This window comes from Legionella dresdenensis (assembly GCF_042649825.1).
Taxonomy (GTDB): domain Bacteria; phylum Pseudomonadota; class Gammaproteobacteria; order Legionellales; family Legionellaceae; genus Legionella_C; species Legionella_C dresdenensis.
Genome location: NZ_JBHSAB010000026.1, coordinates 40871 through 54745, shown reverse-complemented (window position 1 = coordinate 54745; position 13875 = coordinate 40871). Strand labels below are relative to the sequence as shown.

The following is a 13875-nucleotide window of genomic DNA, read 5'->3' as shown; positions in this document are numbered from 1 at the left end:
TGTGGTATAGATATTGTTTCATTACGAAATGGCTTATACAAAATGGACCTGCCGCGTTTTATTATTTGTCTGCTATTCCTGCTTTTATCCATGTACGCTTACAGTGAACCGAATAATCTCGGGATTGCCTTTGTTCATGGCACTAATGATCATCGGACTGATGCAGAAGGCAACTATTGGAAAAAGGATTTTATTGAAGAAATGAGTCATTATCTGCTCAATGAGCAGAATTATATTGTCGTAGCTTGCGATTATGGCCAGAATCTGTGGCATGAAGATGCTGCCGGTTGTACAGTTGATCAGTTATTGTCATTCATCACAGATAAAAAAATCGATAAGCTCATTGTTTACAGCCATTCTAACGGCGGTAATATCATGCGCTGGATATTATCAAATCCGACTTACGACCCCCGCTATTATGAATTATCACAAAAAATCAAACAGGTCATTGCCCTGTCGCCCTCAAGCGGCGGCACACCGCTGGCGGATGAAGTGAATGATGGTAATATTTTTGGCGAATCAGTGGGCTGGTTACTCGGTTATCGTAATGATTCTGTCCGCCAGCAGCGAATCGGGGATATGGCGCTGTTAAATGGCGAGTTGCTTTTTGGTACTCCTGACCGTATTTCTCTGCCGGTTCCATTCCGGGTTGTGGTCAGCACCGATGTAACCGCCTCCCCTTTCACCCCTGCCAGTTACTGTAATGGCTATTTGTTAAATATCGGTTTGAAAATGACGCAGTGGTATCTGAAACCGTGTTCGGATGGTTTTCTGGAATGCTCTTCCCAGACTACTGCTGGTGAAACCTGGTTTTATGATATTCAGAAAACCACGGGTAAAACGACTTTTAGCCATAGTCAAAGCCGCCATACCTGCTTTGGCCTGGAAAAAATATTAGGTAGGGATCTTGTGGCGCAAGGAGTGCACTAAATGAAATTGAGTTGCTATGGACTGGGTTTAAGTTTCTGGCTGCCCCAGGCTTTTGCCATAACACTGCCTGAATATCCTGTTCAGGCTTATGATTGTGATAAATGTGAACTGCTGTCGCGCGAGCCATTAACGGCACGGTGGCCGGTTTCTTTGAAAAATACCCAGTCAGAAGTACAACACCAGCAAATCAGCACGCGATATTATCTGGAAACAACGCTTGCAAAATTACAACAGGGAATCAATATCTCCACAACCGCGCCGGGTGCTGTAATCCATCTCACCGCCTCTGGCCATACCTTACACGGTTCTTCCTTGCGATTTGACATTGAGAAAAACGGACGCAGCTGGTCATTTCAAGAGGCAACCGAGCAGCCGGCCGGCGAATATCAAATTGCGCCCGAGCAAAATGGTACCTTAATCAAATTAAAGCCAGAGTTAGGCTTTGGTAATTTTACTATCAAAAGCCATAGCGTAAACTCCAATGGCCAGACGCCAGTCAGAGTTCATGTGTCTGAACCAGCGTCTGATTTTGTTTTAACTGTTGAAACAGACAAAGCCTATTATCAGACTGATGATACACTGGTCGCGACAGTCAATCTGAGCGATAAAACCGGCAGCTATCCCATTGACCGCTTAACAATGAGTATCCTTACCGGCAACGGTCAAACCATTACCTTAGAACCGGAAAAAATTGCAAACAATCGTTATCAAGCGAAATACCCTCTTAAATCATTAGTTAACCCGGCTGGAAAAAGTGACTATGTTGAAGTGCAGATCGATACGTCCATCGAAGGCAATACTATCAAACGACATGGCCATACGGCTTTTTCATACCGTATTCCATCAGCGGCAATAGTTGAGATAAAGCAAACACCCGGACAAGCATTTAATTTTTCTGCAGCACTTAATACCGCGACCGGCAGCCGCTATGCCTTGCAGGCAGTTTTATATGGAACTGACAAAAACGGCAACTTGAAAGGCGTAGAAACCGTTCAAGCCGCGCAATGGCTGCCGGCTGGAAAATCGACAATCCGCTTTTCTTTTACCGAAGATATTGCCAAGCAGTTGAAAGCTCCCTACTATGTCGGCTCATTACAACTTATTGATTATGGCCAGTTAAAGCAGGTTTACCATTACAGTAAACTTATCGAGATCACCCAGACCGCGTAACACTGTAGCCTGGGTGTAGCGAAGCGAAACCCGGGTTTAAATATTTGCACTGAGGTAAGATCCAACCATGCTAAATGACATTTTTATACTCTCCCCCCTGCAAGGCATAGGCCTGGTATTAGCAACACAACTCCTGTTTGTATTTTTAATTTACCGGCAACAAAGGCAATTACGCAGCCAGACTGAAAATCTGGAGGCGAATAATGTTAAGGCATTTACAGATCTGCTCCATCAATTGCATATTCAAATGAATGACACTATCCAGCTCAGTCAGCAACGGGTACTTGAAAAACTGGCCGGTGATCAGCTGGCAACCCATCAATTAATCAATCAGACGGTTCAGAAACAAATGATGGACGTACGCGAGCAAATCAATCACAGCTTTAAACAGCATGCCGACTCCCTGACTAATCATCTTCAGTCCTTAACCGCTGAAACCCGCAACCATTTACAGAATATGACGCAACAGGTTAATACTCGTCTGACCGAAGGTTTTGAAAAAACGTCTTCGACCTTTACTGACATCGTAAAGCGGCTGACAATTATTGACGAAGCGCAAAAAAAAATCACCGAACTTTCCAGCCATGTCGTTAACCTGCAGGATGTTCTGGTAGACAAACGTGCGCGAGGCGCTTTTGGCGAGGTGCAGCTGGCGACATTGATTGGCAATATGATCCCGGCCACCCATTATCGCATGCAACATACCTTAAGCAATCAAAAACGGGCTGATTGCATTTTATTTTTACCAGAACCCTCAGGTCATATCGTCATTGATGCCAAATTTCCGCTGGAAACCTATCAGAAATTAATGAATCAGCCAGAAAGTAATGATAAAAAAACCTTGCAACAGCAATTCCGGCAAGATGTGCAAAAGCATATTAAAGATATTGCAGAAAAATACATTATTGCCAATGAAACGACTGACAGCGCCATTATGTTTATCCCTGCCGAAGCCATTTTTGCCGAAATTCATGCCAATTACCCCGAATTAATTACTTTATCGCAACGGCTTAAAGTATGGCTGGTTTCGCCCAGTACTCTGATGGCGGTATTAACTACTGCGCGTGCGGTTCTAAAAGATGATGCAACCCGTAAACAGGTTCATATTATTCAACAACACCTACAATCCCTGGCCGATGACTTCCAACGCTTTGAAAAACGGATGGACAAATTAGCGAAACATATTGATCAGGCACATCAGGATGTGGGTGAAGTATCAACTTCTGCAAAAAAAATTACTCAACGATTTCAAAAAATTGAATCCGTTGAATTGGTCACTGAGCAAAAGAGTTTGTCATGATGTGCTAAATTTAGGATAATGGCCGGTTTTTTAGCGATGAGAATTTATGGCGCAACCAATATTAACTCACGAACTCTTAAAATCTATTGTTGAATATGCAATATCGAATAACGACGGCAATACCGCAAACTATATTCCGGAATTGGCTAACATTGATGCCGAATTAACCGGTATCGCGGTAAGCCTGATTAATGGCCAGAGTTTTATGTATTGTAACCGGGATATCCCGTTAGTAACCTTGCAAAGCACGGCCAAGATGATTCCGCTCATTGGATTGTTAGAAGAGTTTGGCTCCGCAAAGCTTTTCGAATGGGTAAAAGTAGAACCGTCGGGGGATGATTTCGCTTCAATTACCCGCCTCGAGCAATTTGGTCCGAAACCATCAAATCCATTTCTAAATGCCGGTGCGATTACCCTCTGTTCCCATATCCCGGGTGTAGCAGAACAACAATTTGCCTGGTTGGAAAACTGGGTACAAAAATTGTTTAACCAACGTCTGCCTATTAACCCACTGGTCTTTACCTCGGAAAAAAGAACAGGTAACCGTAATCGCTCTCTGGCCTATTTGTTAAAAAGCAGCGATCGCCTGGGCAGTGAAGTTGATCCTGCGCTTGACTTATACTTTTCGCTTTGTTCTTATGAAGCAACGCTTGAACAGATGCTGTATTTGCCAACAGTGCTTGCGAATGCTGGCTGTGACCCGGTAACTGGCGAGCGGGTTATTTCGCCGGAGACCTGTAAAATAACACTCGCTATCATGGCAACCTGCGGGCTTTACGATCAATCAGGAACTCATCTGGTAAAAACCGGCATGCCAGCTAAAAGTGGGGTTTCCGGTTATATTATTGCAGCAGTGCCGGGTAAAGCTGGTGTTTCGGTTATTAGCCCGCGGGTAAATGCAAAGGGTAATAGTATTCGGGGCGAGATTATGCTTGAAAAATTGTCTGAGGCTATGAATTGGCATTTTGCTTTACCTTAATGAGTGTTGGGCTGTAAAGCCCATAGCCGTCAAGCTAAGGAATTAAATTTCTATATTTTACAATATCGTTCGGGCTGAGGAAGCGCTTTAGCACTGTCTCGAAGCCTGTGGTACAGTGCCACGCCTTCGAGACAAATGCTCCGCATTTTCCTCAGGCCGAACGAATAGGGACTGTAAAACACATAGCAGTCAGTTAAGGAATTTTGTACATTTACTATTCTAATTTCCTGTGTACCTGGCTTAGCTTGACGGCTATGGGCTGTAAAGCCCAACACTCCAACCAGGTTATTTATATCCAGGCAATTCCGCTTTCGGAACAACTGCGTCTGTCCAGCCAGTTTTTAATGCAGACAAATTCCCATTAAAACCCTCTGACACGCGTGTCAATCTATCTTGATTAAGCTCGTTAAGCCCATCCTTGACGCAGGCAAGCAATATGGTGCGAAATGAATAAACGTCTGTTCTGCCATTTTTCATGTCTGAATCTTCCAAATATTGGATAATATGCCCTTTAAGTGCCGGCAAACTGTCTAGCGACTCTATTTTTTGCCTCCAACTTTCAGCTCTATTCTGCCCTTCAGTAAAGTGCCCGCTAAAAAATGCATGCAAACGATTATTGTCATAATAGGCCTTATAGAGTTCCACTGCCTTTTTGATCTGCTTTTTTATATTAATTAATTCCAATGACACCTTTGCTTGCGTATCTGCACTATCGGCAGATACTGCAACCAATGCCGGCGGCTCTGGTTCAGCGTTAATTTGTGGAGCAGGCCCTACAATAATATTTTTTACTGAAGCAGGAAAAAGGCCATGGGCTTCATTTGCACCAATATTATTTTCGCTTATATCAATTTCAACGAGGTTTGGCGGAAGAAATTTAGCGCATTCTTTTAATAGCTCCATATGCTGATCCAGCCCATTGCTTGCCAGATTAAGCTTTTCCAAAGTCATGGGCAATGCGCTAAATATTAATTCTAAATCGTCTTCCACAGTTACATTTTTCAGTAATAGCTCTTTCAGTTGACTTGCTTCCAAACCATCCAAAACGCTATCCTGCCAGATATAACTGTCATTACTTATATCCAAAGTACGCAATTGTTTGCCAAATTCCATTATCAGAGCAGTAACAAACGCCACATCACAAAGACTCTCATTAAAATCAAGTTTTTTGACATTTGGCAACACATCTCGATTGAAAGCGTCAGGATTAAGATTGCGGCTGGGTGTATGAAAAAAATCAAGCCCGGTCACGTTTTTTGGAAAATTGTTAAAAACAGTTGTTTTAAAATCATGATGATAAGTTGAATCTTTAGGTGCAAATTGTAAGATAAAATCTTTGATATGCTTAGGCAAACTCTCCAATGCTTTCATTTGATCTACTGTAAAATCCCAGCCTATATTATCCATTGGCCGCAAATAAAGAGTCGTTATATTCTCTGGAATCGATTTTAAAAAATCCTCAAGCTCTGCAGGAGCCAGATGCTGTAAAAAGCCCCAGTTTAAAACCAAAACTGAAATGGTATTTGGTACATCATTTATTAGTTTTTTTAAATCATCCAATCCGGGTTTGGCAGCATGCTCATCATCCCTGGTACAGAACAACTCTAAAGCAATGCCTGGCCGGATGGCAGATAGAAGACTTTTCACTTTTTCATTTTTTTTCAGAGCTAACAGGTGATATACGTTAAACTGATATAAATCATACTCTTTCCTCATATGGGCTAACGAATTTTTTACATTATCAGCATTGCTCGACTTCACACTCAAGGAAATACCTTGCATGATTTCTCCGAATTTATAACATTAATCAATAAGATCTTAAAGTGTACATAAGGAAAATTATTTTTTCAAATACTGCTCGTGTTTTTTGATTGTTCCGGCCTATAAAGCAATGTATAATGAAAACTGTTAAAATTTATCTTGCCTTATTGCCTTTTTTCTTATAAAAATCTCTTTCTGCAGATTTGGTGCATAAAAAAATAGACAAATTATACACCCAGTGTACAATTTGTGTTAGATTAATTTTTTTTTGTGAGAATAGACAGTCAGTGACTACCCACGACAATAAATCGAACTCGCCCGCTAGTGATGGCGGTTACAAACGAGGATTAAAAGATCGCCATGTTCAGCTTATTGCTCTGGGCGGTATTATAGGCTCCGGCTATTTCCTGGGTACAGGCGCCGTAGTAAATCAGGTAGGACCTTCTGTCTTTATCGCTTACATGCTTGGCGGCCTGATTATTTATCTAACCATGCTCTGCATGGGAGAGCTTGCCGTGGCTATTCCCATTTCCGGATCGTTTATCACCTATACCGCGGACTTTATTTCGTCCTCGGTAGCCTGTGGCGTCGGCTGGTCATACTGGATAAGCTGGGTGGCCTATATCCCGGCGGAATGTATAGCCGGCGGTATTATCATGCAACATTTTACCGGTGTGAACGGTTATGTTTGGGCTGTCTGTTTCGGCATGCTGATTACCTATATTAATATCGCCAAAGTCGGTACCTTTGGTGAAATTGAGTTCTGGCTTGCCTTAATCAAAATCGTTGCTTTAATGGGCTTTGTTTTTCTATCAACCCTGATTTTTTTCGGAATTGTCCATGGCCCGCAACCAGCCGGCATTATCGGCGGCAGATTTATTTTTGATCAGGGAGGCCTGTTTCCAAATGGAGGAATGGCGTTATTAACAGCCATGGTACTGTTGCTGGTAAACTATCAGGGCTCTGAGATTATCGGCCTTGCAGCAGGGGAATCAGTTGACCCTGCCCGGATGATTCCGCGCGCTGTCCGTAATGTCACTTTCCGGATATTATTCATCTATATTATACCCGTATTTTGTCTGGTTTTAATTTTCCCATGGCAAAAAGCCGGACTGGCAAACTCGGTATTCGCCGATGCGTTAAACTTTTATGGCCTGCGTTGGGCTGGAGCCGTTACCAGCTTTGTCACCCTGACAGCAACCCTCTCCTGCTCCAATTCAGGCGTATATGGTATAGTACGCTCATTAAACGCATTGGCACGCAATGGAATGGCGCCCCACAAGCTAAGTATCCTTAACCGTAACGCAGTACCGCAAAACGCTGGGATCGTCACGTTAATCACTATCTGGGTATTATTGGTAACCAGCTATTTCTTTGGCCAGTCCATGTTATATATAGCGTTGTTGCTCGTATCCGGATTTACTGGCGCTATTGCCTGGATTTCACTGTGTTGGGCACAGATTAACTTCCGTAAGCGTTTGTATAAAGCTGGTTATACAACGGATGATTTACGTTATAAAACCCCGGGTTCTCCATATACAGGCATTATTGCCATCATTTTAATGATAGCCTGCCTGGTGTTTCTGGTGCTGAATAATGATCCTACCTATAAAATCGCATTCGCCATGGGTTTTGTCTGCTTTGTTGGACCGATTATGGTGTATAAGCTTGGCGGATTCCATAAAAAGCGCTCTGCTGCAATGGAACGGCATAATAATCTGATGTTTGATAGCTTGTTTCCGAAGAAGGCTGAGAAGTAGGAGTCTTCCCCTCTCCCCAACCCTCTCCCGATACGGGAGAGGGAGTATAAAGCCCAACACTCACTTTCAACACCATATGCGTAATCACGAGTTCCCTGTTGGGTCAAACGACTCAACCTTTTCCCCTCTCCCGATACAGGGACAGTTTAAAAGCGTAGGTTGGGCTGTAAAGCCCAACACTCAATTTCAACCTACATTACAACATCAAATTGTGATTTAAATTCTGGTACTAAACTTTTTACTAACACATAAAGCTCATCGTTATTATGCCGCTCGCAAGCTGCAACCAGCATACGCAGGGCCTGTAACAGTTCTTGCCAGTCAATTTTGCGGAACTTGGCTTTAAACAGTTTTTCGTGCTGTGTTTGCTCTAACTGCTCAGACTCATGGAATAATTCTTCATAAAGCTTTTCTCCTGGTCTCAGGCCAGTATATTTAATCTCGATATCCTTTCCAGGCTCCTTACCTGCCAGACGAATCATTTGCTCTGCCAGATAAGCAATTTTAATAGGCTCACCCATATCCAGCACAAAAATCTCACCGCCGCTGCCATTAACCATAGCCTGTAGGATAAGCTGAGACGCTTCAGGAATAGTCATGAAATAACGTTGAATATCAGGATGAGTTACTGTGATGGGTCCGCCCTCTTGTAATTGACTTTGGAATAATGGCACTACACTGCCCGCAGAACCCAGTACGTTGCCAAAACGCACCGTTATAAACTGGGTCGTAACACGCTCATTCAAATTCTGGCAATAGATTTCAGCAACCCGTTTTGTAGTACCCATAACGTTTGTTGGATTAACGGCTTTATCAGTGGAAATCAGGATAAATTTTTCAGCGCCGACTGCAACACTGGCTTCAGCCAAAATCTGGGTTCCCAGAATGTTATTTTGTACTGCTATCCGAATCTGCTCTTCCAGCATGGGTACGTGTTTATAGGCTGCGGCATGAAAAACCAAATCAGGATTAAACTTTCGGAAATTATAATTAATTGCCGTGCGATCCGTTACAGACGCCAAGGTCGCATAAAGCTGCGTAGCAGGAAAGGTATTTTTCAACTCCTGCTCAATTTTATACAAATTAAATTCGCTATTCTCAATGATCATCAGGCTATGCGGCTTCAATTTCACAATTTGCCGGCACAACTCCGAACCGATAGAACCGCCGCCGCCGGTAACAACAATATTTTTATTATGGATATTGGCAGCTATCTTGTCCCAGTCCAGCGATACCTGATCACGTCCCAGCAAATCTTCAATATTCACTTTACGCAGAGCATTAATCTGCACTCGCCCTGAAGCTAATGCCTGCAGACTGGGTAAAGTCTGGAATGGTATTGAGCATTTTTCACATAGGTTAACTATCCGTCTCATGGCGGCAGAACGCGCAGACGGAATGGCGATAAAAATCAGGTCTACAGCGTAGTTGGTTACTATCGCCTGCAGATCCCTTGTTGAACCAAGTACCTGGACACCGTGAATTTCTGTGCCGAATTTGATCTGGCTATCATCAATCAAACCGACAGGCTCGTAATTGGGGTTACGCTTCAGATCACGAACCAGACTTTCTCCTGCCTGGCCTGCACCAATAATCAGCACTTTTTTTACATTATCATGATCCGCTACATTATTAATTTTATCCACATAGGTTCTTTTAACCAGACGCCCGCTACATAAAATTGCCATCAGGATAATAGCATACAGCGGAAATATTGAGCGTGGAATTACTTGTAACAATGAGAACAGATATAACGCTGGAATAGTCAGAATAGTCGCAATAACTACTGCTTTAATCAGACGCAGCAAATCGTTAATTGACGAAAATTGCCACAATCCACGATAAACTTTAAAATAATAATAGCACCCCGTCTGAACCACAGTCAGTATAACCAATGCTTTCAGTGAAGCGATAGACAATAAATTACCTGGAAAAGGCGTCAAATTATAACGAAGCCAATAGGATAGATACCATGCTACCGGAATTGAAAAAATATCAAAAGCAATAACAGGTAATTTCTTATACAGTTTTGAAACAAAACTTCCAAGATTTAGCATTATCAAAAAAAATCCTTTCGTTGGTTAGTACATGACCCGGAGCAATATAACAGCGACTCTCACATGTTACTATAAATTCGGATAATAATAAAAACGCCACATGCTTTTTTTCTATTTAATGACGTATAGCAATAAATGTTAATACCAAAAAGCACAGCAGATTAAATCGTGATAAACTATCGCTGAAAAAAATTGCAACGGGATCATCCGTGCTATTTTCTTTAGTCGCAAGCGATGAAAATCGCCACAAACCAATCGCAAAAAACGGTAATGTAAGCAAAAAGTAAAACGATTGATCACGAACTACAAAAATATAAGATAAATATACGGTAAAACAACTGACCACCAGCAGCGCAATCAAAAAATCGAGCTGGTAGGGAGCACGACCTGAAAATAATCCTTCCTCAGAAGCATGTTTTACTTTTAATTGTTTTTCCAATCTTCGTTTGCATATTGCGATTAAACCGCTTAACAAGATTGCTATTGCAGCCAGCCAGGGGGCGAGCGGCAAACCTATTCCAATAGTCCCTGCAAGTACCCGCAGCATGTAACCGCTGGCCACACAAAGCATGTTAAAAACCGGCAGATTTTTCAAAATGTGGCTGTAAGCCAGATTGATTAACAGATATACCCCTAATAATGCCGCTAATTTACTGGAGACAGACCAGCCCAGTGCCAGGCCGCTGACTAAAAGAAAGATAAAAGTGCCGAAGGCAAAAGATAAGGTTGCATCGCCGCTGGCTAACGGCCTTCTATGTTTATGCGGATGCAGCCTGTCCGCTTCTCTGTCCTGAAAGTCGTTATAAATATAACCAGCACTGGCAATAAGGCAGAACGCCAAAGCCGCCAGTATTGCGGTTGGCAGATAATCCAGGGAACCCGAGTAAATTACCCCCCAGAAAACAAAAAATCCCTTACTCCAGTGGCTAAGCCGTAATAATCCAAAAAACTGTTTGATTGTATTCATAAATCACTGTCTTTTATCGCTAGCAGATTGGCACACTATAGCATTTGTTAGTTATTGCTTAAAAGTGGGTAATTCGCTTTACACAGGACAATTTTTGCATAGTTCTCATTTTGACCCGGCAATGCTAAAAAAAATAAAACAATTTTATTTGCATTTATGCAATCTAGTCGTAATATTAATATTTTAAGCAGGTTTTTTTCAAAAAAAATATCCTGCCTGTGCAGGGAAAAAAATACGGATGCGAGGATGCTATGGGAAAGGAAAATCAAAAGGAAATGGAACCCGTTTATGTTTTACCTGACACCTTTATTAGCGATATAAAAAATATCCGCGAGCTTTATCAGAAAAAGAAAAATAATATCAAACTGGCTGAAAAAACCGATCCCGGTAAACTCAAAAAATTTTTTTACGCTACGGATGTCTCCGCACGAAATACACAAATTGCATTATGTGAAGGTCTATTTAGCTATATGGAGTCCAAATATCAAATCAGCGCACTGGATTCCAAATTAAGGGCAAATCCTGGCAGTCTTAGTGATCAGGAAAAGAATGATTATATGTATGTGTCACGGATATTGTTTGCATGTACTCTTATGATAAATCAACAAATCCTCTCGACTTATATCACGCGCTCTGAGAAAAATGCGAAATTAGTGCAGGTATTGCATGATATTCGAAAAATAAGTAGCGGTAACCTGATTGATATGCGAACAAAAGCATGTTGCCTTTTGGAAGCGCAAAACTTTCTTAAAGAGGTTTCCAGTCAGGTACAACCGCCTCTACCGGAAGGATTGAGGACTCATAAGGATGCATTTGCAGAATATGTTAAGGAAGAGCTGGAAAAACTGGATGAATGTTATAAATGCTCTTATCCAATTGCCGGCCTGTGCGCATCACTATTAGGCAGCATTGGTGAAATCAGCGGTTACACTACAGGCTCCCTGGTTGGCGGCCTGGTCAGTAAATCATCGGCCCTTATGCCGGCCAAAATAAAGATTATAGCGGCGTTGACAAGTTGCGCCGTACTGATAATGGGGCCAGGCGCAACCGTGGGCGTAATGTTGCTTGCGCCTACCTATGCCGACTGCATAGTAACTTCCTTTACCAGCATTACGCTTGCATATGTTATGGGTAAAAGTCTGAAACTGGTCGGTAAAGGCGTGGGTTACACTATCGGGTTTTCACTGGATATGAGTATTGCCTTGTTATGCAAAACCTGCTCACTCATTTGCACTTCTTTGTCTGCTAAAGACCAGGATTGTGTAGTTAATGGTTATACGCTAACAGACGGTATGCGTGTCGAAGGCGGAGAGCTCGTAAGTAAGGAGGAACTGGATTACATGGTAAATCAGCAGGAAAAAAACCCTGCCCCTGATATGGTTTATGATGAAGAATCCCAAACTTATTCAATTGAAGTCGAAAAACAAAAGCTGACTATTTCTAAAGAAATGATGGATACGCTTAAGCAATGGGTAGACATTATGCAATCACCACCTAAAAAACCGCCGGTGTTAGTTGAGCCTGCTATCAAGGAACTGTCTTTATTTTAGGTTGAATCCTGATTAGAAAGATTAAATACCCTCTCCCTAGCCCTCTCCCGATACGGGAGAGGGAACCAATATACTCTGTATACTCCCTCTCCCGTATCGGGAAAGGGAACCAATATACTCCGTATACTCCCTCTCCCGTATCGGGAAAGGGAACCAATATACTCCGTATACTCCCTCTCCCGTATCGGGAAAGGGAACCAAATATACTCCGTATACTCCCTCTCCCGTATCGGGAAAGGGAACCAAATATACTCCGTACACTCCCTCTCCCGTATCGGGAAAGGGAACCAATATACTCCGTATACCCCCTCTCCCGTATCGGGAGAGGGTTGGGGAGAGGGTAAACCCCGGTTGCTATAGCTCACTACAATCTATAAGCTCCCTCACCACGCTGGTTGCATAACTGCCTGCCGGCAAGGTGAAACTCAGGGTCAGAGAATCTGCCTCCCAACTCCATTCCAGATCCCCTGCTTGCAGAATAACCGGGCGATAGGCTCGCTCAAGCTTGTGGGCTTCGAGTGCCAGACACCAGGCTTTGTAAGCATCAAGTGCTTTATCCTGAATTGCCAATGCCTCTGCCTCAGCTCTTTCCTTACCTTTACCCCACAATGGTGCAGCAGGTGAAATATCAAAACGTTTGATGCGCTCTGCAACCTCCTGATCCGGCTGTTCGATACTGAAAATGCTGTTAGTACCTTCAAGTTGCATCACATCGCCGGCTAATGCCGTATTCCAGTTTTGCGCTTTAATGCGTTCGGAAACAATGAGATTATATAAAAACGAACGGGCAGCAGAATAATAAATGCCTTTTAAGAAAGGGTTTCTGAATCTTTTATTTTCAAACAATAATTGTTGGGCTTTAAGCAAATTTTGATTGTTATTACCAAAACGTTGTGCACCGAAATAATTAGGCACGCCCGTCTCTCTGATGCGCTGCAACCGCTGCTCGACATCATCAATATCAGAAACTGAACGTATTTTCAGCTGAAAACGGTTCCCTTCCAGAACACCGATTTTTAATTTTTTTAAATGTCGCTTACTGTCAATTACCCGCCAGCCTTCACCCTGAAGATCGCTTAAATCCAGTGTTTCGCCGGGGCAATGAATGGATAACCATTGTGTTGTAACAGCATGGCGGTCTTTCAGGCCGGCATATGAAATCATTTTAGGGGATTTGCCGGTAGCAGCAGAGAGGTATTTTACGATTTCCTCGGTATTGAGCCCGCTTTTTTCAATCAGCAGGAATAAATGCTCCCCTTCTCCGGTTAAATCAAAGCCCAGGATTTCATCTACTCTGAAATCTTCCGGCGTCCGTTTCATAACGCCAGTTGCAACAGGCTTATTGTAAGCAAAAGCAAGATTTTGTTCTAATGTCGGCAATTCAAACATGGTTAATATACT

10 protein-coding genes are annotated in these 13875 nt (G+C 42.6%); 6 read left to right on the top strand and 4 right to left on the bottom strand.

Features of this window, described 5'->3' with window-relative positions; all coding sequences use genetic code 11:
* Nucleotides 1-42 precede the first annotated feature (42 nt).
* From ACFORL_RS11215 to glsA, 4 genes are all read left to right on the top strand, one after another.
* On the top strand, nucleotides 43-930 hold the full coding sequence (locus ACFORL_RS11215) for a hypothetical protein (RefSeq protein ID WP_382344050.1): 888 nt from the start codon (nucleotides 43-45) through the stop codon (nucleotides 928-930).
* A complete protein-coding gene (locus tag ACFORL_RS11210) occupies nucleotides 931-2100 on the top strand; it encodes a DUF4785 domain-containing protein (protein ID WP_382344048.1) in 1170 nt (389 codons plus the stop codon).
* 67 nt (nucleotides 2101-2167) lie between these two features.
* On the top strand, nucleotides 2168-3400 hold the full coding sequence (locus ACFORL_RS11205) for a DNA recombination protein RmuC (protein ID WP_382344046.1): 1233 nt from the start codon (nucleotides 2168-2170) through the stop codon (nucleotides 3398-3400).
* Nucleotides 3401-3446: 46 nt separating this feature from the next.
* Nucleotides 3447-4379, top strand: a complete 933-nt coding sequence (gene glsA, locus ACFORL_RS11200; protein WP_382344045.1) for a glutaminase A — start codon at nucleotides 3447-3449, stop codon at nucleotides 4377-4379.
* A gap of 285 nt (nucleotides 4380-4664) precedes the next feature.
* On the opposite strand, the gene ACFORL_RS11195 is transcribed toward glsA, so the two are convergent.
* Nucleotides 4665-6140 carry a hypothetical protein gene (locus ACFORL_RS11195; RefSeq protein WP_382344043.1) on the bottom strand — a complete coding sequence of 492 codons (1476 nt, stop codon included), beginning with the start codon at nucleotides 6138-6140 and terminating at the stop codon, nucleotides 4665-4667.
* 287 nt (nucleotides 6141-6427) lie between these two features.
* On the opposite strand from ACFORL_RS11195, the gene ACFORL_RS11190 reads away from it, so the two are divergent.
* Nucleotides 6428-7900 carry an amino acid permease gene (locus tag ACFORL_RS11190; protein WP_382344040.1) on the top strand — a complete coding sequence of 491 codons (1473 nt, stop codon included), beginning with the start codon at nucleotides 6428-6430 and terminating at the stop codon, nucleotides 7898-7900.
* Between the two features lie 191 nt (nucleotides 7901-8091).
* Here the strand turns inward: ACFORL_RS11190 and ACFORL_RS11185 are convergent, their stop codons facing one another.
* Nucleotides 8092-9957, bottom strand: a complete 1866-nt coding sequence (locus ACFORL_RS11185) for a polysaccharide biosynthesis protein (RefSeq protein WP_382344038.1) — start codon at nucleotides 9955-9957, stop codon at nucleotides 8092-8094.
* Nucleotides 9958-10072: 115 nt separating this feature from the next.
* Nucleotides 10073-10924 carry a decaprenyl-phosphate phosphoribosyltransferase gene (locus tag ACFORL_RS11180; protein WP_382344036.1) on the bottom strand — a complete coding sequence of 284 codons (852 nt, stop codon included), beginning with the start codon at nucleotides 10922-10924 and terminating at the stop codon, nucleotides 10073-10075.
* A 251-nt stretch (nucleotides 10925-11175) separates the two neighbouring features.
* Here ACFORL_RS11180 and ACFORL_RS11175 point away from each other — a divergent pair, with 251 nt between their 5' ends.
* A complete protein-coding gene (locus tag ACFORL_RS11175; protein ID WP_382344033.1) occupies nucleotides 11176-12474 on the top strand; it encodes a hypothetical protein in 1299 nt (432 codons plus the stop codon).
* A 354-nt stretch (nucleotides 12475-12828) separates the two neighbouring features.
* Here the strand turns inward: ACFORL_RS11175 and truD are convergent, their stop codons facing one another.
* Nucleotides 12829-13863, bottom strand: coding sequence for a tRNA pseudouridine(13) synthase TruD (gene truD, locus ACFORL_RS11170; RefSeq protein WP_382344031.1), 1035 nt, complete (start codon nucleotides 13861-13863; stop codon nucleotides 12829-12831).
* Nucleotides 13864-13875: the final 12 nt, after the last annotated feature.

Bases quoted from the DNA above. Each gene is read 5' to 3' on its own strand.
- ACFORL_RS11205 (WP_382344046.1), top strand. From the start codon at position 2,168: ATGCTAAATGACATTTTTATACTCTCCCCCCTGCAAGGCATAGGCCTG.
- ACFORL_RS11210 (WP_382344048.1), top strand. From the start codon at position 931: ATGAAATTGAGTTGCTATGGACTGGGTTTAAGTTTCTGGCTGCCCCAG.
- ACFORL_RS11185 (WP_382344038.1), bottom strand. From the start codon at position 9,957: ATGCTAAATCTTGGAAGTTTTGTTTCAAAACTGTATAAGAAATTACCT.
- ACFORL_RS11215 (WP_382344050.1), top strand. From the start codon at position 43: ATGGACCTGCCGCGTTTTATTATTTGTCTGCTATTCCTGCTTTTATCC.
- ACFORL_RS11175 (WP_382344033.1), top strand. From the start codon at position 11,176: ATGGGAAAGGAAAATCAAAAGGAAATGGAACCCGTTTATGTTTTACCT.
- truD (WP_382344031.1), bottom strand. From the start codon at position 13,863: ATGTTTGAATTGCCGACATTAGAACAAAATCTTGCTTTTGCTTACAAT.
- ACFORL_RS11180 (WP_382344036.1), bottom strand. From the start codon at position 10,924: ATGAATACAATCAAACAGTTTTTTGGATTATTACGGCTTAGCCACTGG.
- glsA (WP_382344045.1), top strand. From the start codon at position 3,447: ATGGCGCAACCAATATTAACTCACGAACTCTTAAAATCTATTGTTGAA.